The organism is Planktothricoides raciborskii GIHE-MW2, from assembly GCF_040564635.1.
In the GTDB taxonomy this organism is placed as follows: domain Bacteria; phylum Cyanobacteriota; class Cyanobacteriia; order Cyanobacteriales; family Laspinemataceae; genus Planktothricoides; species Planktothricoides raciborskii.
The window spans coordinates 1,871,513-1,889,242 of sequence record NZ_CP159837.1; the positions used below are offsets into that span (position 1 = coordinate 1,871,513).

General features: G+C 43.1%; 12 protein-coding genes. 10 read left to right on the forward strand and 2 right to left on the reverse strand.

The genetic code is table 11. From position 1 onward, the window contains the following. Nucleotides 1-186: 186 nt before the first annotated feature. Complete coding sequence (gene gyrB, locus ABWT76_RS07925) at nt 187-3,429, reverse strand: DNA topoisomerase (ATP-hydrolyzing) subunit B (RefSeq protein ID WP_054465955.1); 3,243 nt, start codon at nt 3,427-3,429, stop codon at nt 187-189. A gap of 186 nt (nt 3,430-3,615) precedes the next feature. Between gyrB and miaA the strand changes: the two genes are divergently transcribed. The 10 genes from miaA (at nt 3,616) to ABWT76_RS07970 (ending at nt 15,365) form a co-directional block, all read left to right on the forward strand. Then, nucleotides 3,616-4,569, forward strand: coding sequence for a tRNA (adenosine(37)-N6)-dimethylallyltransferase MiaA (gene miaA, locus ABWT76_RS07930; protein ID WP_354635904.1), 954 nt, complete (start codon nt 3,616-3,618; stop codon nt 4,567-4,569). 32 nt (nt 4,570-4,601) lie between these two features. Then, nucleotides 4,602-5,474 (forward strand): DUF4058 family protein, encoded by an 873-nt coding sequence (locus ABWT76_RS07935; RefSeq protein WP_313890668.1) that lies wholly within the window; start codon nt 4,602-4,604, stop codon nt 5,472-5,474. Between the two features lie 10 nt (nt 5,475-5,484). Continuing rightward, a complete protein-coding gene (locus ABWT76_RS30650) occupies nt 5,485-5,664 on the forward strand; it encodes a hypothetical protein (RefSeq protein ID WP_375341521.1) in 180 nt (59 codons plus the stop codon). Continuing rightward, complete coding sequence (locus tag ABWT76_RS07940; RefSeq protein WP_054465952.1) at nt 5,664-5,876, forward strand: DUF6887 family protein; 213 nt, start codon at nt 5,664-5,666, stop codon at nt 5,874-5,876. The genes ABWT76_RS30650 and ABWT76_RS07940 overlap by 1 nt, the downstream gene beginning before the upstream one ends. 29 nt (nt 5,877-5,905) lie before the next feature. Next, nucleotides 5,906-6,001 (forward strand): hypothetical protein, encoded by a 96-nt coding sequence (locus tag ABWT76_RS07945; protein ID WP_156331668.1) that lies wholly within the window; start codon nt 5,906-5,908, stop codon nt 5,999-6,001. A gap of 24 nt (nt 6,002-6,025) precedes the next feature. Next, nucleotides 6,026-6,127, forward strand: coding sequence for a DUF4058 family protein (locus tag ABWT76_RS07950; protein WP_231636734.1), 102 nt, complete (start codon nt 6,026-6,028; stop codon nt 6,125-6,127). Nucleotides 6,128-6,303: 176 nt separating this feature from the next. Then, nucleotides 6,304-7,830, forward strand: coding sequence for a glycosyltransferase (locus ABWT76_RS07955; protein WP_054465951.1), 1,527 nt, complete (start codon nt 6,304-6,306; stop codon nt 7,828-7,830). Nucleotides 7,831-7,942: 112 nt separating this feature from the next. Further along, the gene (locus ABWT76_RS07960) at nt 7,943-10,630 is read left to right on the forward strand and encodes a TylF/MycF/NovP-related O-methyltransferase (protein ID WP_354635905.1); all 2,688 of its coding nucleotides are present in this window, start codon (nt 7,943-7,945) and stop codon (nt 10,628-10,630) included. Further along, nucleotides 10,630-14,355: an FkbM family methyltransferase gene (locus ABWT76_RS07965; protein ID WP_354635906.1), complete on the forward strand. Its 3,726-nt coding sequence runs from the start codon at nt 10,630-10,632 to the stop codon at nt 14,353-14,355. The genes ABWT76_RS07960 and ABWT76_RS07965 overlap by 1 nt, the downstream gene beginning before the upstream one ends. Before the next feature lie 17 nt (nt 14,356-14,372). Further along, nucleotides 14,373-15,365 carry an FkbM family methyltransferase gene (locus tag ABWT76_RS07970; RefSeq protein WP_054465950.1) on the forward strand — a complete coding sequence of 331 codons (993 nt, stop codon included), beginning with the start codon at nt 14,373-14,375 and terminating at the stop codon, nt 15,363-15,365. A gap of 138 nt (nt 15,366-15,503) precedes the next feature. Here ABWT76_RS07970 and ABWT76_RS07975 read toward each other — a convergent pair whose 3' ends face one another. Next, entirely contained in the window at nt 15,504-17,723 is a 2,220-nt protein-coding gene (locus ABWT76_RS07975) for an O-linked N-acetylglucosamine transferase, SPINDLY family protein (protein WP_354635907.1), read from the reverse strand. Nucleotides 17,724-17,730: the final 7 nt, after the last annotated feature.

A 17,730-nucleotide genomic window follows, 5' to 3' on the forward strand; every position in this document is an offset into this window, starting at 1 on the left:
GAAAAACCCTCTACTTTCATATGAATAGAACAATTTCAGCCAGGGTATCAGCAGAAAAACCATAATATTTATCGGGTAAACAATACCTGTTTTTAGAGTTAATTTATCCAGAAAAAATGGTCAGGTTAATTCATCAATTAACCTGACCAAAATCTATTATGAGTTAAAGCTCAAACAGGTAGATGTTTAGATATCTAAATCAGTGAAATTGAGGTGTTTACTGTGTTGTTCAATAAACTCCCGACGCGGCCCGACGCGATCGCCCATTAAAATGGTAAAGATGCGATCGGCTTCGGCAGCATCTTCAATTTCCACCCGTTTCAGGGTGCGAGTTTCCGGGTTCATGGTGGTTTCCCAAAGTTGGTCTGGCATCATTTCACCTAACCCTTTAAACCGCTGAATTGTGTAATTCGCATTCGGCGGTAATTGGGCTAAATGTTCTTGCAACTCGCGATCACTGTAGCAATACACATGATTGCGACCGCGTTCTACCTTATACAAAGGAGGACAAGCAATATACACATAACCTTGGTCTACCAAATCCCGTTGATAGCGATAGAAAAAGGTCAATAATAAGGTACGAATGTGGGCCCCATCTACATCAGCGTCAGTCATAATTATGACACGGTGATAACGCAGTTGATCGGGGTTAAATTCTTCCCCTTTAATCCCCAAACCTATAGCAGAAATCAGCGATTGAATTTCGTTATTTTTGTAAATTTTCGCATCGTCAGTTTTTTCAATGTTGAGGATTTTCCCCCGTAGCGGGAGAATCGCTTGGAATCGGCGATCGCGCCCTTGTTTAGCACTGTTGTGAACAAATATCCCACTGGCTAAAGCAAAGTTATGGGTGTTGGGAACTTCGATATCATAAACATCAAATCGTTCCTCCATTGGTTCCACCGAAATAATCTGATGGTTGTAGTTGCGAATAGCATCCCGCGCCCGGACATCATCCCCATCAAAATAGCGATCGCAAAATGTTTTAAACGTCAACAGAGAGCGATCTTTTTGACATTTACGGTATGACTCATAAGTTTCCACATCCATATAACCGCAATAGGTGTGAACTTTCTTTAAAGCTTCAATAGTTTTGCGGTAATAGGTTTTATCCAACGCCTCACGACGCTTGCTGCGAAACTCTGGAGTCCATTGCTCCTTGGTTTTTTCCCGGCGCCATGCCAGCAAATCCTCGTCTTTCCATTGCTCCTTAGCCATCTGTGAATACTGTTCCCGCAGATGGGGATGATAAGCAAAATACTCCCGCACTCGTTGGGCTTGCTCCTCACGATGGGCTGGATCGCTCCAATACTCCCGCTGTACTCGGTCAAGTCGTTCCCGATTTTCCAAGCGGTAGGATTCGTTACTATCATAAAACTCTCGCCACTTAGCCATCATATAGGCTTTATGTTCTGGGGATTCCCACAGAGCCTTGGCGTTGGCTGAAAGCATCTCTCGGGTGTCCGGTTGAAGCATCCGCTCGCTCATCATAGCCCGAAACTCTGGACTCTGATGAATGCGTCGGCTCTTTTCGATCACATCTGGACGATGCAATGTTTTCTCCAGATGAGCCCGATGGAGGGCTAAATGTTCTTCCTCTGGAAGTCGCTGAATATTGGTCGGATTATTGTTCAGCTTGTTGAAATCTACATGATGTCGGTGGTTGCCATCTGAAGTTTGATAAACCCCATGTTCCAGATTATAAAAATCCGCCAACAGATGAGTATAGATCCAATCATTGCGCTTCGGACTCCAAACCATTTCATACCCCTTCAACCCCGTGCCGTTCTTATTTTTTTCAGAAAGACACTGGTAAAAAGGCATCAAATGATCGTCCCGTGTCAGGGAAGCTGCTGGTTTATAAGTCCCATCGCGCAACATAAATGGATGATCGGGAGTGCAGATGATCGTTTCCCCACTGTCCAATGTCACCTTAACTACTTCCGCATTGGCCTTAGTCATCCGAGCGTTAATAATCCGCTCCACCGCAATGTGACCATCATCCCGAATGGTGTAGCAGAAATGTTCTTTCCCCGCTGCCTGTTCCTCAACCAACTCTTTAAAGCTCAAACAGCGCCCATCCGTTAAAACAAGTTCAGTTTCTCCAAAAAAACAGCCACTGGCGCTGTCGCCTTCGACCAAATATATCTCACTTTCTGAGGCTTCTTTGGAGCTACAATCGGCCAATTTACCGGGCAGTGGAGACGACTCTAGCACTGACTTTCGGCGGACTTGTTCCCGTGCGAGACGTGCTGCTTCAGCGGCTTTAAATGCTTGGATCGCTTTATCTAAAATGGCATCCGCAATATGGGGGCGAAAATCCAAATACTCGGTGAGCACTTGAGCCACCAGAGAATCAACAATCCCCCGAACTTCTGTATTCCCCAACTTAGTCTTGGTTTGACCTTCAAATTCCGGGTCTGGCACCTTCACGGAAATCACAGCGGTTAAACCTTCCCGGATATTTTCACCGCCCAGGTTGGCATCTTTCTCTTTCAGTTTGCCGCGTTTCCGGGCGACGTTATTCATGCTGCGGGTCAACACCGCCTTCAGACCTTCTAAGTGAGTGCCGCCATCAATAGTGCGAATATTGTTGGCAAAACCCAGTAGGTTATCGTTGTAGGCATCGGTACACCATTGCAACGCCACTTCTACTTGGACATTGTTGCGATCGCCGGAAATATAGATAATCTCCTCATGTAGGGGAGTTTTTTCCCGGTTCATATAGGCGACATATTCTTGAATGCCTCCTTCATAGCAGTAGGTTTCGCTGTGAGGTTTGTCGCTGCCCAACAAATCCAAGCGGTTGTCTGTAAAAGTAATTTTCACTCCGGCATTCAGATAAGCCAGTTCCCGAATCCGTCCGGCAATGGTTTTATAATCAAACTCAATGCCGGTGGTGAAAATGGTGCTGTCTGGCAGAAAGCAAACCGAGGTGCCGGTGCGGTTTTCTTTGTACGGCTTGGCTTCCAGTTCCCCGACGGGTTTGCCTCGTTCGTAGCGTTGATTATGGACTTTGTTGTCGCGCCATACGGTGACTTCCACCCATTCCGATAAAGCGTTGACCACGGAGACGCCCACCCCGTGCAAGCCACCAGACACTTTATAGCCGCCACCGCCAAATTTACCGCCCGCATGGAGTACAGTCATAACCGTTTCCAGGGCAGATTTGCCGGTTTTAGAATGGGTATCCGTGGGAATCCCTCGACCATCATCGGTGACGGTGACAGATCCATCGGCATTTAGATCCACTTCTATGTGGGTGCAATAACCAGCCAGCGCCTCATCAATGGAGTTGTCCACTACCTCGTAAACTAGGTGGTGGAGTCCGCGCGGGCCGGTTGAGCCGATATACATTCCAGGTCGTTTGCGTACTGCTTCCAAACCTTCAAGAACCTGAATTTGATCGGCGCTGTAACTACTGGTCATAGTAAAATTGCTCCAATTATGAGGCGAATAGCCTATATTAACCGTTGAGATATGAAAAACTTTAAAAAGTTTAGCACAAAACGGTTATAGGCGATGATAGAGCAATTTCCTGTAAAATTTATCAGGGGGGTGCAGGGTCTATTGTTGCTGTAAAATTCAACTCAGTTGGCAGTTAGAGAAAATTTTATGGGCGGATTAATTGTAATTTGTGGAGCAACGGCTACGGGTAAGTCGGGACTGGCGATCGCGATCGCTCATCGTTTGCATTCTATTATAATTAGTGCCGATTCGCGCCAAGTGTATCGAGATTTTGACATTGGCACCGCTAAACCGACGCGGGAAGAGCAACAGCAAGTCCCGCATTATTTAATCGATATCTGCGATCCTACGGAAACTCTCACGGTTGCAGATTATCAACAACAAGCACAGTCTTTGATTGCTTCTACACCATACACCCCTCCACCCCTCCTCGTCGGTGGGACGGGTTTATATATTAAATCTGTGGTTAGGGGGATGAAAATTCCGCGAGTGCCACCACACCCAGAACTGCGATCGCAGTTAGCTGATTTGGGGCAATCCCAATGTTATTCAATGCTGCAACAGGTAGACCCGTTAGCAGCAGCGAAAATTCATGGCAATGATTCGGTGAGAACTTTAAGGGCTTTGGAGGTTTATTATGTGACGGGGTGTCCGATTTCGCAACAGCAGGGCGAAAATCCACCGGGCTATCCGATCTTACAGATTGGGTTAGACTGCGAAACCCAGGCATTGAGCGATAGCGCATCCGCGCCGCTTCGCGATGGCGCATCCGCGCCGCTTCGCGAACGCATTTCCCGACGGACGCAACTTATGATTTCGGCGGGTTTTGTGGGCGAAGTGGAATATCTTTGTGAAAAATATGGCAGAGACTTACCGTTGCTGAATACCCTGGGTTATGCGGAAATTAAAGACTATTTGGCGGGAAAGATTAGCTTAGAAGAGGCGATCGGGCTGACTATTTTACATACTAGGCAATTTGCCAAACGGCAACGTACCTGGTTTCAGCGGGATGCAGACATTGAATGGTTTAATGCGGATGACCTTGATTTAGTAGAGCAAGTCTGGCAAAGGATTCAAGAGTTTATCGAAAAGTTATCATAATCAACAAGCCTGTTTAACCTGGAGGTGTTGGTATGCCTTCTCCGTTTCCTGGGATGGATCCGTATTTAGAAGATCCCCAAGAATGGCCTGAAGTTCATAATCGATTGATTGTTAACTTGGCAGACTGGTTGAGTCCTCAGTTGCGTCCGACCTATCGAGTGGCGATTGAAAAGCGGACTTATCAGACTGATGTGGATGATTTTTTATTAGTCGGTCTTCCTGATGTAACAGTATGGCAGCCCAAATCATCAACCCCATCAAGTCAACCACCAAGATATTCTACCGCTGGTACTTTGGCGTCAACCAAAGATCGACCGTTCGCCGTTACCATGCCAATGCCGACTACGGTTAAGGAAGGCTATTTAGAAATTAGACGAGTGAAAACCGGGGAAGTGGTTACGGCTATTGAAATTTTGTCTCCGAGCAACAAACGTCCTGGAGAAGGTCGGGACGCATATATCCGCAAGCGGAGACAAGTGCTGGGCAGTTCCACTCATTTGGTCGAAATTGATTTGCTCAGAACTGGGGAGAAAATGCCCGCCATTGGTGAAGTGCCACCAACCGATTATCGCATTTTGGTCAGTCGGGGCGATCGGCGTCCCAATGCTATGGTCTATGCTTTTACTCTCCGGGAAGCTATTCCTGTCTTTCCCCTGCCTTTGCGTCCCCAAGACCCAGAACCCTTGGTTGACTTGCAGACTTTGTTAAACAACTTGTACGATTTGGCAGGCTATGACAGCAGCGATCGATTATCGCTTATCGCCGGTTCCCTCACTTTCAGAAGCAGATGCAGCATGGGTAGATGTGCTGTTGCGAGAACAAGGACTGCGGTAGTTGGACAGGTTGGACAGTCTGATTTCTGCTCAGTTTATGATCGGGCTATAATAAACCAATTAATTGATTAAGGAGTGAAAATTGCCAACGGAAGCTCAGTCTTTAAAAGCCGTAATTTTATGTCAATGGCTTTCCAACGGGTTTCAGCCAATTCATGTATTTCGATACGATCATAAATATAAAACGATCTATCTTCAAGCTGGCACATCAGAACAAATCGCAATTGTAATTTATGCCGATGGTAAATGGGAGTTTGTGTAATGTCCAATTTTCAAGAGATGACAGTTGCTCAATTAAAACAATTCTTGTCAGATCATAGAAGTAATGATGAGATGTTTAGTGACGCCTTGGGAGAACTGTTAAGACGTAATCCCGATCGCCCAATCTATTCAGCCGATATGCCTCCCGAAGAAATTGGCCAAGTGATTCGCGAAAAAATCGAACAGATTAGAAATAAAGAGCAATATAGCTAATCAGTCGGGGAGATCGCCGTCCCAATGCTATGGTCTATGCTTTTACTTTCCGGGAAGCTATTCCTGTCTTTCCCCTGCCTTGGCGTCCCCAAGACCCAGAACTCCTGGCTGACTGGCAAAGTTAAACAAGTTGTAGGATTTGGCAGGCTATGACAGCAGCGATCGATTATGGTTTATCGCCGGTTCCCCCACTTTCAGAAGCAGATGCAGCATGGGCTGATGGTCTGTTGCGAGAAAAAGGACTGCGTTAGTTGGACTGTCTGATGTATCCTTTGTTTGTGATGGTTAATTCTGTAAGCGCGATCGCTCAACCGGAGTTTTTGGGTAGTTTAAGATTAACGGGTTTCGGAAATTCCCGAAATACAGGATAAATTCAGTGGGGGGCGATCGATATATTATAAATGAATCCAATTCAACATATTACTATATGGAATATTCTAGTTTAAATGACCCTACACATTCAAAGCCACCCTTAGAAGATAGAGTAATATGTATTGTTCATCCCAATGAAAATGCCTACTCGGAAACCTTCATTCGTAACCACATTGAACGCTTACCAGCCAAGGTGATTGTTTTACATAGAGGATCACCAGAGATTCAGAATATCGCCGGTCTTGGTCAATTTTTCTGGGAAAATAATGTCGAAGCTGTCTTGGCAGAATATATTCCCACTGGAGTTGCGCTAATGAATGTTTGTGAAGCCGCAGGATTACCGCTGATTGTCCACACTCATGGTGAAGCAATGGAGACTGTGGTACTGGAAAACGAAGGTCATTTCTATCCAGAACTTTTTCACAAATTAGCAGCGATTGTCGCCCCCACTGAGTTCATTAAAACCCAGCTACTCGATCTAGGATTACCCTTAGAAAAAATTCAGGTAAACACCAATGGGGTTGACCCATCTATATTTTGTGGGGCTAATCCTGCTACTTCAGAGCCAGTGTTTCTAGCTGTATCACGTTTGGTCGATCTAAAAGGCCCGCATTTGACTCTTTTAGCTTTTGCCAAAGCTATTCAAGATTTTGGTGAAGCCCATTTAATGATGGTGGGTGACGGAGTTTTATTAGAAAGCTGTAAACAAATTACTAAAGCGCTGAAAATCGAGAAAAATGTAAAATTTTTAGGGGTAAAAAATCCCTGGGAAATCGCTGAATTAATGCGTTCAGCTAGAGCTTTTCTTCAACATTCAATTCAAACATCTGATGGACAATGCGAAGCCCAAGGAGTTGTATTTTTAGAGGCGGGGGCTTCTGGCTTGCCAGTGATTAGCACTCGTAGTGGTGGCATTCCAGAGGTGGTGATAGACGGGGAGACAGGTTTTCTCGTCCAGGAAGCTGATGTGGATGCGATGGCCGATCGCATATTGCGATTAATCAAAGATCCTCTCCTCGCTGCACAACTTGGCCAAGCTGCCAGAAAGCGGATTTGTGCTGAGTTTTCCATGGAAAAAAGTATTAGCGGCTTGTGGTGTATCATAGATACAGCGATTAAACAACACGCGAAGCAGGAGTTGATTTCTAGTTTAAATCTTAGAGAGATTAATTTAATAGTGTTCCCTGATTGGTTACAGCCGGAGAATTCGCTGATTGACCAGTTGGCATCTGTGATATTATTGCTTTTTAAGCATCCAGAGTCAGATCGGATAACATTGCTTATCGATCAGAGTGATGTTTCTGATGAAGAGTCTAATCTAGTTTTATCTACGGTGTTAATGAAAATTATGATGGAAGAAGAATTAGACGATGCAACAGCCCCAGAGATTTGTCTACTGCCAGATTTAAGTGAAAAAAAATGGTTGGAACTGTTGCCTATCCTCAACTATCGCCTAATTTTGAACCAGGAAAAAATAGCTAAAAATCATAGCAGCGAATTGTCAAATTTACCTGAATTAAATCTGGATGAATTAGCCTTGCTGTATTCAGCTAAACAGTCAACAATTACCAACCTGAATTAAGATGGATAATTTAAGGATAAACACTCCGGTTTGCTTTTTTATTTTTAAAAGACCTGATACCACTCAGCGAGTATTTGAGAGAATTCGTCAAGCTCAACCCCCTAAGCTTCTAGTGATTGCAGATGGGCCGAGAACCGAGGCAGCCGGAGAATTAGAAAAATGTCAAGCAGGACGGGCAATTATTAAACAGGTAGACTGGGATTGTGAGGTACTGACGAATTACTCGGAAACAAATTTAGGCTGTCGAAAACGCATTTCCAGCGGATTAGATTGGGTATTTAATCAGGTAGAAGAAGCCATTATCTTAGAAGATGACTGTTTACCCGATATAACATTCTTTCGGTTCTGTGAGGAATTACTAGAAAAATATCGTCATCACGAACAAATTATGGCGATCGCGGGAGATAACTTTCAATTTAACCAACAGAAAACTCCATACAGTTATTATTTTTCCCGGTATGCTCATTCCTGGGGATGGGCAACTTGGAAGCGATCTTGGCAGCATTACGATCGAGAAATGAAGCTTTGGCCTCAAGTCAAAGCAGAGAATTGTCTTCAGGATATCCTTGAGGATGATCTGGCAATTCGCTGTTGGTCAAATGTGTTTCAACAAGTTTACGATGAGCGTTTAGATACTTGGGATTATCCTTGGCAACTATCCTGTTGGATTCGCAGGGGTTTAACAATTTTACCCAATATCAATTTAGTGTCTAATATCGGGTTTGAAGCAGAAGGGACTCACACGAAGGGGAAAAATCCGCTGGCAAATTTACCGACTAAGATGATGTCTTTTCCTTTAAAACATCCGCCATTTATTTTGCGTAACACTCAAGCGGATAATTTCACAGAAAAACAGTTGTTTAGTGGGCAAATTCAAGCAACTGATCCCAACCATGCACCATTAAACTTGATCGAGGAAGGAGTTAATAAGCTGAACGAGAACCAGAACGGGGAAGCTTTGACTCTTTTTCAAGAAGCGATCGCCCAATATCCAGATGTACCACATCTTAACTATGGTAAAGCTTTAGCTTTAGCCAGACTTGGTTATCCCCGGCAAGCGGTTGACTCTTTGAAGAGTTTATTAGACATTGTGCCAAGCCATAAAAAAGCCCAGTTGCTACTAGGAGAACTGAGGGCGGGAACCGTCGGGCAGTTAATGGAACAAGCGACGGCAGCGTTGCAGTCTGGTCAAGTTAATGAAGCTTTCCATTGGTTGAATCAAGCAAAATCATGCAAACAACCGATCATCGGACTTGATTATTTGCGGGCTGCTTGTTTTCTGCAAATGAATCAACCCGCTGCGGCCCTGGAAGCCTTGTATGAAGAACTGCGATATTTCCCTAACAATCTAGAAGCTAAAGAATGCCGTCAAGAACTGATTTCAGCATATCCAGAACTGGTGACTGGAACAATTGAAGATGCAGAATTTCAAGCACTCTATCAGAGAATCCGTCCTTACACGATGTTGAGCGAAGCTCGTCTCTATTCTCTATTTTCGCTAGTCAAACAAATTTGTTTGGCAAACATTTCTGGCAATATTGTTGAATGTGGTGTGGCCGGTGGCGGTTCCACAGCTTTAATGGCGGCTGTGATTCAACGGTACAGTAAGCAACAACGTTATCTCTATGCTTTTGATTCTTTTGAAGGGATGCCACTGCCAACGGATGCTGACCAATTTAATCAGATTCCTGCGGATGCAACGGGTTGGGGAACAGGCACCTGTGCTGCCCCAGAAAGCAGTGTTCGAGAAATTTGTACGCAACTGGGTGTTTGGCAGATTGTGCAAACGGTTAAAGGCTATTTTGAGCATACTTTACCTACCGTTCGGAATGCGATCGGCATGATTGCTTTTTTGCATATGGATGGGGATTGGTATGAATCAACCAAAAATATCTTAGATAATTTATATGACCGAGTTGTTAATCATGGTGTTATTCAGGTAGATGACTATGGTCACTGGTCAGGATGTCGTCAAGCGATCCATGAGTTTGAGAGCCAAAGACAAATTCATTTTGATATTAAGCCTATTGACAGCACTGGGGTGTGGTTTTCCTGCCCGGATAAGTTTCCTTTAAATCCCATCTTAGAACCTGACTTAGTTCAAGAATTTTATCAGGACGATCCAGTAGCCCATGATATTGAAAGTCAAATGTCTCAAAACGAACGTTTCCAGCTTTACTACATCCTGCGAAAGTTATTGCCAGAAATTTCTGCTCCATTAAGGTTTGTGGAAATTGGTTCTTATGCTGGAAGTTCACTATTTTTGACTTGTCGGACTTTGGATAGAATGGCAGTAGATTTTCACGGGTTTACAGTGGAACCGGGAGGAACTCCAGCTTTTTACGAACTTCTACCAAAATTGGCAGATCGGGTGACACATTTACGGGAATTTTCTCACCAAGCGGTGAGTGAATTAGCGCAGATATTTGAGTCCGATGGCAATTTTCCTCTTTTTATATTTATTGATGGCGATCATAGTTATCAGGGAGTTCGGCAGGATATCCTCGATTATTTCCCGCTCCTCGCACCGGGAGGGATTATGGCTTTTCATGATTATTTGCCAGCAATGAATGATGAAAATAGAGAGGGAATTTTATTTCACCACGGAGATAAAGAACCTGGGATTAGACAAGCCTGTGAAGAAATAATGGAAAATATCTATGGGTGTGAAGCGATCGATATTTTCTTGTTGTATCCAACGGATCCGACCCAAACTCAAGCCCATCTGCCAATTATTCCTGGGGTTTTTTCTACTATTCGAGTTTATCGTAAATCTACCAATAAACCTGTAGGAGATTAATGAACAATACTAAGATTATTCATATTATCCACTGCCTGGGAAATGGTGGAGCGGCTCGCTCCATGATCGCTACCGCTAAGTATTCATCAGAACAGGAGAGTTTTGAACATATTGTTATGTCTTTAGATCCGGCAAAGCCCGATGCAATGGCTATGGTAAAATCAGCCGGTATAACGGTGATTAATAGTCCCGATTTCCCGACTCTGATCCAAGCCATAGAAAATGCAGACATTGTGCAATTTCATTTTTGGAATAATCCGCAGATATACGAGTTTCTCCGGTTAGAATTGCCCCCCATGCGTCTGATTCTATGGTTTCACATTGCTGGAGATAACCCACCCCAAGTCATTACTCAAGAGTTAGTGGGATTTGCGGATTGCGCGATCGCCTGTAATCCATATTCATCAGAACTGCCGGTTTTTCAAAGTCTGCCCACTGAAATTAGATTGTCAAAAACTGGGATGGTGTATGATGGGGCTGACTTTGCTCGACTGACTGATATAAAACCGCAACCCCACGAAACATTTAATGTGGGCTATATTGGCAGCGTCAATTTTGCCAAAATGCACCCCAATTATGTGCCAATGAGTAGCAAAATCAACGTCCCTAATATTCGCTTTATTGTTTGCGGTGGGGATAAGCAAAGCTATTTTAAACAGCAGGCTGGATTAATGGGGACTGCTGACCGATTTGAGTTTCGAGGATTTGTGGAAAATATTAAATCGGTGCTAGAAATTTTAGATGTTTATGGCTACCCATTATGTGAAGATACTTATGCGGCAGCAGAATTAAACTTGCAAGAAGCAATGTATGCCGGAATTCCTCCGGTTGTCTTTCCCTATGGTGGGATTAAAAGTCTAGTGATGGATAATTACACCGGGTTAGTTGTTAATAGCGAACTGGAATATCAGCAAGCCGTTGAATATCTCTATCATCATCCAGAAGAACGAGCGAGAATTGGCAAAAATGCCCAGGATTATGCCCGCCAAATTTTTGGGGCGGAAAATGCGGCGAACAAAATTAATCAAATTTACGAAAATTTGCTGAAGCAGCCGAAGCGCGATCGCGAATGGGGCACTCTTTACGGATATCCTCAAATCGATCAACCTGTGACCCTGAAAGATGTCACCGGAGAGTCAGAAAATCTTTCTGGGGCAGAATTGTTTATTCAAGCTTTGGGAGAAACAGCGCCGGAATTTCAAATTAGTTTGAAATCAGATAATGTCGAAGAATTATTGGCAGCAGACCAAAAAATCGCCCAAGCCTCAATGTTGTTAGCCACCGGAGAAGGTGGGATTTCTCAATACCGCGAATATTATGAAAAAGATGGTTATTTGAGACTTTGGTGGGCGCTATATTTACAAGAACAAGGAAGCTATGGGAAAGCGTTATCAGAATTAATCGCCGCGATCAACTTGGGTTGTAATCACTGGCGTTTTGTCTGGTATCTTGCACAAGCAGCGGTAAAAATTAATCAAATATCTTTGGCCAAAAAAGCCATCACCGATGTTTTGCAAGCTGTACCAGATTTTGCTGAAGCTAAAACGCTATTGGAATATATAGAGTCAATATCAGAACCAGAATCTTTGACTGCCGATCAGCAGCAAGAACTTGCCCATCAACTGCGATTAAGAAACATTAACCTAATTATATTTCCAGACTGGACTGCATCGGAAGATGCGCTGTTAGAAGAGTTGGCAACGGCGATCGGTGGGATCGCCTCTCATCCCGATAAAAATAACATGACTCTGCTGGTAGATAGTACCAATATTTCTGACGAGGATGCCGATATGGCTGTCTCTAGCATTGTGATGAATTTGATGCTGGAACAAGAACTAGACCTGGAAAGTGGCCCGGATATTTGCGTGATTGGACAACTCAGTAAAATTCAGTGGCAAGCACTATTCCCTCAGATTCATGGGAGAATAGTTTTAGAATATGAAAATAAGGAAGCGATCGCCTCAGCTAAGGCAGAAGATATTTCAGTTTTGTCAATCGAAAATTTTTGTGCTGGTCGTGCCGTTGAATCACCAACAGGTATTTGGGAGTTACAAATTTCATATGGTTCAGATGGCAACGAATTTACCCCTTTACCTGTAATCCCTATGGAAAATCCTGATTTATCTGCTGATTATTGGCGATACATAGAGCAGGCTTGTCCCAATCTAGATCGCAGTTTATTTCCTCATATTGTTTCTAGTCTGAAAAATACCTCTTGGGAGCAACCTAACTCTGCCTTAGATTTTAATAATGTTGCGGTTCTCTCGCTAATTGAGGCAGAAAATTGTCAAGATTCATCCATGAAAGAGATTTATCTTGAAATGGCATTTGAAGCCTTAAATCAGGGCGTAGAACAATACAATCATCCTCTTTGTGCTGCCCATCTTGCTCTGTTGTTGATAGTGACGGGAGATATTGAAACAGCGATTCCTTTAGTATTTTCTACTTGGGATGATACAGTTCAAGCAGCGTATGTGAATTTGGCAGAAATTTCACCCGGTATTGTGTATCTGCCTCGCTTCTCAAAAACGGCGATCGACCCGGATTTAATCCTGGAAATCATGGGATATCAGGAAGGATATACTCAATGTCTCTTATTATTGAGAGAAGCAATTAAGCAATTACAAATTCAATCCCTAGGACGCCGAGATGCTGTAATTACCTATACCAAGAAAAGATTACAAGTTATAGAAATAGCGGTTGAACTATTAAACCAGTATATCTGGAACTACTTAATCAGTGGCTTTCAACTGTTACCCAAAAATATCTCTCTGGGATTGCTCAACTTAAAGTTAGCCAACTATGCGCCAATTTCTAGTTTTCAGATCATTCAAGCCATCTATTTGATGGCTCTAGATATAAAGCAAAAAGACTTAGCACAATTTTGGCTGGATTTTGCCCGGAATGACGTTTGGTACAATCCTCATAGTTTAGAGTGGCGTTGGACTGATTTAGCAGTTGATAGTTCAACAACATATATACCTTTTGAGAGTGAATGGCTCTTGGGAGTTGAGCCAACTTGTCATAGTATGGTTACGAGCATACTACTTTCCGAAGGAGACTGGTTTGAAAAAGAAATGGAGTTTTGGCGAAATCATATTCAACCGGGAATGACTGCGATCGACGTAGGGGCAAATGTAGGAGTTTATAGCTTTAGTGCTGCCCGATGTGTTGGTTCAACAGGTTTGGTATTAGCGATCGAGCCTTTTCCCGGTTGTGTTGAATGCTTGGAAGAAACTTGTGAAATTAATCAGATTTCTTGGGTGAAAATCTGTGCAGGTGCCGCCAGCGATCGCAATGGTAAAGTTCGATTATCCCTGAGTAATTCTAGTGAACTCAATGCAATTATCACTGATGACACAAGCGAAAATATCAACCCTGAATCTTATCTAGAAGTTCCCTGCTTTACCCTAGATAGCCTGATGGAAAAAGAAAACCTGAAGCGAGTCGATTTTATCAAAATTGATGCCGAAGGACATGAGCTTTCTGTTTTAATGGGCAGTCAAAGAATTTTATCTCAGTTTTCTCCAGTAATTCTATATGAAAATATTGCTGGATCTCAGGGCAGTAACTTACCTGTAGCTGACTATCTCCGCAGTCATGGATATCAATTATTCCGCTATCAGCCCTATGTTGGACAACTCATTCCCATATCAGATCCCGCTGATAATTTATCCAGCAACTTGAATATCATTGCTATACCTGCCCAGAAAAGTCAATTTTGAAAAGTGAGAATTTTGCCATGTCAGCTTTTGTGGAAAGTTTAAAGAAAAGTGGTCATTTAGATCAAATTTCCATGACAATCTGTAATGTGGGTTCTCGAAAAATAACCAGCCAAGATGACTACGGGAGTCAAGGCTGGAATCTTTTTGCTCCCAACCTGACCATTTATGGATTTGATGCCGATGCTGATGCTTGTGATGCAGCCAATGAAGATATCGAACAGAGACAGATTAATTGGACGGAAAAACATATTCCCTTGGCATTGGCAAAAACTGTGGGTGAAGCCACGCTTTATGTAACGAAAAATCCCATGTGTTGCTCTCTATATCCACCAAATGAATCTTTCATTAATCGGTTTGCCGGACTTTCTGATTTAGTTAAACTAGATTTTACGGTTGAAATAGAAACAACCACTTTAGATACCTTTTGCGAAGCCGAAGCAATTCAGGAAATCGATTTTCTCCAACTGGATATTCAAGGAGCAGAAATTCAAGTAATGGAGGGGGCTGGTAAAATTTTAGACCGCAGTATTTTAGCGGTTCAAGTGGAAGTTAACTTTTCTGAAATTTATGCTAATCAACCTTTATTTGGAGATGTGGACAATTATTTGCGAAACCAAGGATTTACACTATTTGATTTAGCGGGTGCTCGTCGGCCTCGCAAAGATTCGCCAATTCAATCAACTTCTTGCGCCGGACAATTACTGTGGGGAGATGCTCTTTATTTCCGCGATTTAATCCGAGAAGACCTTGACTCACCCCTAAAAAATCCGCAGAACATTCTCAAATTAGCTGCGATCGCTGACCTGATGAACTTTCCTGACTATACGGTAGAGTTACTACAGTATCTCACTCTGGAATATGGCAAAAATGACCCTAATTATAATTTTGCTAATAATATAATTGAGGTTCTCAGCCAAATTCCAGAACTGAAAGAACAAGGATTAGCTTCTCTACCGATCGTGGCTAAACTTCGAGATTATCTGAAAGACTACAAGATTAATGATTTTTAATTCTTGACCTTGACTGACAGATTTTTTCAGATTAATAGAGCACCTTTGTAGGGGCGAAGCATTTGTGGCAAAATTTATGGAAAAAATCACAAATCGGCAATCCACAAATGCTTCGCCCTAGAAAATTGCTGTAGTCATTTATGGTATAACCCTTGAATCTTGGAGAAACTTCTCCCACATTTGCTGATAGGCTTGTTCTATTTCCTGAGTAAATTGCCGAGCATTCCAAAGGGGTGCGGTTTGGCGACCTTGCCGTAATTTCCACCATATCTTTTGCCGCAATTCTGAGTCTAAACCCAGACGAACTCCCCATTCGATATATTCTTCATCTGTCCAAGCAATGCCTTCGGTAATTCCAGCATTGACCATCATGGTATAGCTATTCCGGGCAGCCCATTGTTCGCCCACGCGAGTTACGATGGGAATGCCCATCCAAAGTATTTCCAAAGTTGTGGTTGCACCACTATAAGGATAGGTATCGAGTGCCACATCAACTATTCCTAAGTTAGCTCGATGAATTTCCGAAGAATCGTTAGGTAAAAATCGCAGTCGGGAAACCGCCACTCCTTCTGATTCTGCCAATTCTAGAAAGAATTGTTTCACCCCTTCTACATCAGGCCAAGTTTTAATCAAAAAGTAGCTATTTGGCACCTCTTTAATAACCTTCATTTGCAGTCTTGCCATATCTGGATTGCGTTTGGAACTGGTTTGACCACTGTAATAAACCACTGCTGCCGCTGGAATTTCTAATTCGTCGCGCCGCATGGTGGGAACACTCACTTCATACCCATCCAAGGCGATGTAAGTTTTGGGGAAGCGCAAGATTTTTTCCACATAGTAATCTTGGGCATTTTCTGGTAAAACGAATGGATCGGCTAGATAGTAGTCAATGGCTGGCAGTCCCGCCGCATCCAAGCCTAGCCAAGTAGCTTGAATGGGGGCTGGTTTCAACGCCATCACCTGAAATGTAACCTCCCAAGTTAGGCTATCAACATCGATTAAAATATCAATTTCATCGTTGACGATTTCCTCAGCAATTTGTAAAGCATTCGAGCCTAATTTGTGAGCTTGGTCAACATGATGAATATACCATTCTTGCAGCGAATCCCCTGGCTCATAGTCTACGAAATAGCCGTGAATTTCAAACCGATCGCGATCGTGATATTGAAACACTCCTCTTGCCATCCAACCTACGGAATGTTTTCTCAGACAATTGCCGATATATCCAATCTTTAAGCGTCTTCCCTGAGTCATCAATTCAGGTTTATTCAAATGCTGATTAAAGGAATACCCTTGTTTCCTGGCATCTGCTTGGATGCGTTCCTGGGTCAAATGAGCAATCTTATTTTGGATTTTTCTGTTAATTTTTGGTTCATCTCTGAAATAGGGGAAACAAAACATAGCAGTGAGCAAACGCGATGCTCTGAGTTTTAAAATTTCCTGCGGTGGAAACTCTAGAAACGACAATAGCATAGACTCGTGCCGTTTAAAGATATCCACTGCTTCTTCCCAGTATCCACCCGTAACTAATAAAGCTGTGATAATCTGGTAATTGGCGGCAATTTTATCTGCTAAATATTCACATAGGTCATAGCATTGTTTCGCTGCTTTTATTGACAGATCATACTGCTTTGATTTTTCGTAAAAACGAGCCAGATTTCTCCAAATTTCTTCGGGATGTTCCGCATTAACCTGCAAACATAATTGGGCGATCGCGATTGCGATGTCCGTTTCCCGCATCTGGTAGCCAATTTTAGCGGCTGCCACCAAGAGAACATCTCGAAAATTTGAATTTCCTTTCAGATGAGGCAAACAAGCAGCAACAAATTCTTGGGAATATGATTCTAAGGGGGCAAACTCCAATAAGTTTTCTGCCACTTTTATCAGTAATTGCGAATCCAAACTACCAGGATTTGTAGATTCTAGGAGTTCAATAATGTTCCAAGCGGCAAAGTCCTCTGGAGTTAATGTCTCTTGAGCGATCGCCAGTTGAACTAGCTGCAATAGGTTATAAATATCTCCGGGACAAATTTCTCGCAAATGTTGTCGAATTAACCAAGCTGGTGAATTCTCGGCTTTTTCTTGTTGCCTGTTCGCCTCAGTTTCCAGAATTTGCAACAGTTCTGCCGTCCAAGCCTCCATTTGCTCAGAATCACCTTCCATCATTCCTAGAAGCCAAGTGGTATGAGCTTCTTCTTCTTCTCCTCCCAACAGCAACATTAGCCCCAAATACCAGTAATTTTGTCGCTGTTTTGGATTAGCTGAAATTGCCTGTTCATAAAGCTGTGCCGCCTGATTGTAGTCTCCTGCCATCCAGCATTGAGCAGCTTTTTGTTCCCAATTATTCTGGTTTTCCATTGAGGAA

Excerpts from the sequence above, each read along its gene's own strand:
- ABWT76_RS07975 (WP_354635907.1), bottom strand. The coding sequence starts at position 17,723 with ATGGAAAACCAGAATAATTGGGAACAAAAAGCTGCTCAATGCTGGATG.
- ABWT76_RS07935 (WP_313890668.1), top strand. The coding sequence starts at position 4,602 with ATGCCTTCTCCGTTTCCTGGGATGGATCCGTATTTAGAAGATCCCCAA.
- miaA (WP_354635904.1), top strand. The coding sequence starts at position 3,616 with ATGGGCGGATTAATTGTAATTTGTGGAGCAACGGCTACGGGTAAGTCG.
- ABWT76_RS07955 (WP_054465951.1), top strand. The coding sequence starts at position 6,304 with ATGGAATATTCTAGTTTAAATGACCCTACACATTCAAAGCCACCCTTA.
- ABWT76_RS07940 (WP_054465952.1), top strand. The coding sequence starts at position 5,664 with ATGTCCAATTTTCAAGAGATGACAGTTGCTCAATTAAAACAATTCTTG.
- gyrB (WP_054465955.1), bottom strand. The coding sequence starts at position 3,429 with ATGACCAGTAGTTACAGCGCCGATCAAATTCAGGTTCTTGAAGGTTTG.
- ABWT76_RS07945 (WP_156331668.1), top strand. The coding sequence starts at position 5,906 with ATGGTCTATGCTTTTACTTTCCGGGAAGCTATTCCTGTCTTTCCCCTG.
- ABWT76_RS07965 (WP_354635906.1), top strand. The coding sequence starts at position 10,630 with ATGAACAATACTAAGATTATTCATATTATCCACTGCCTGGGAAATGGT.
- ABWT76_RS07970 (WP_054465950.1), top strand. The coding sequence starts at position 14,373 with ATGTCAGCTTTTGTGGAAAGTTTAAAGAAAAGTGGTCATTTAGATCAA.
- ABWT76_RS07950 (WP_231636734.1), top strand. The coding sequence starts at position 6,026 with ATGACAGCAGCGATCGATTATGGTTTATCGCCGGTTCCCCCACTTTCA.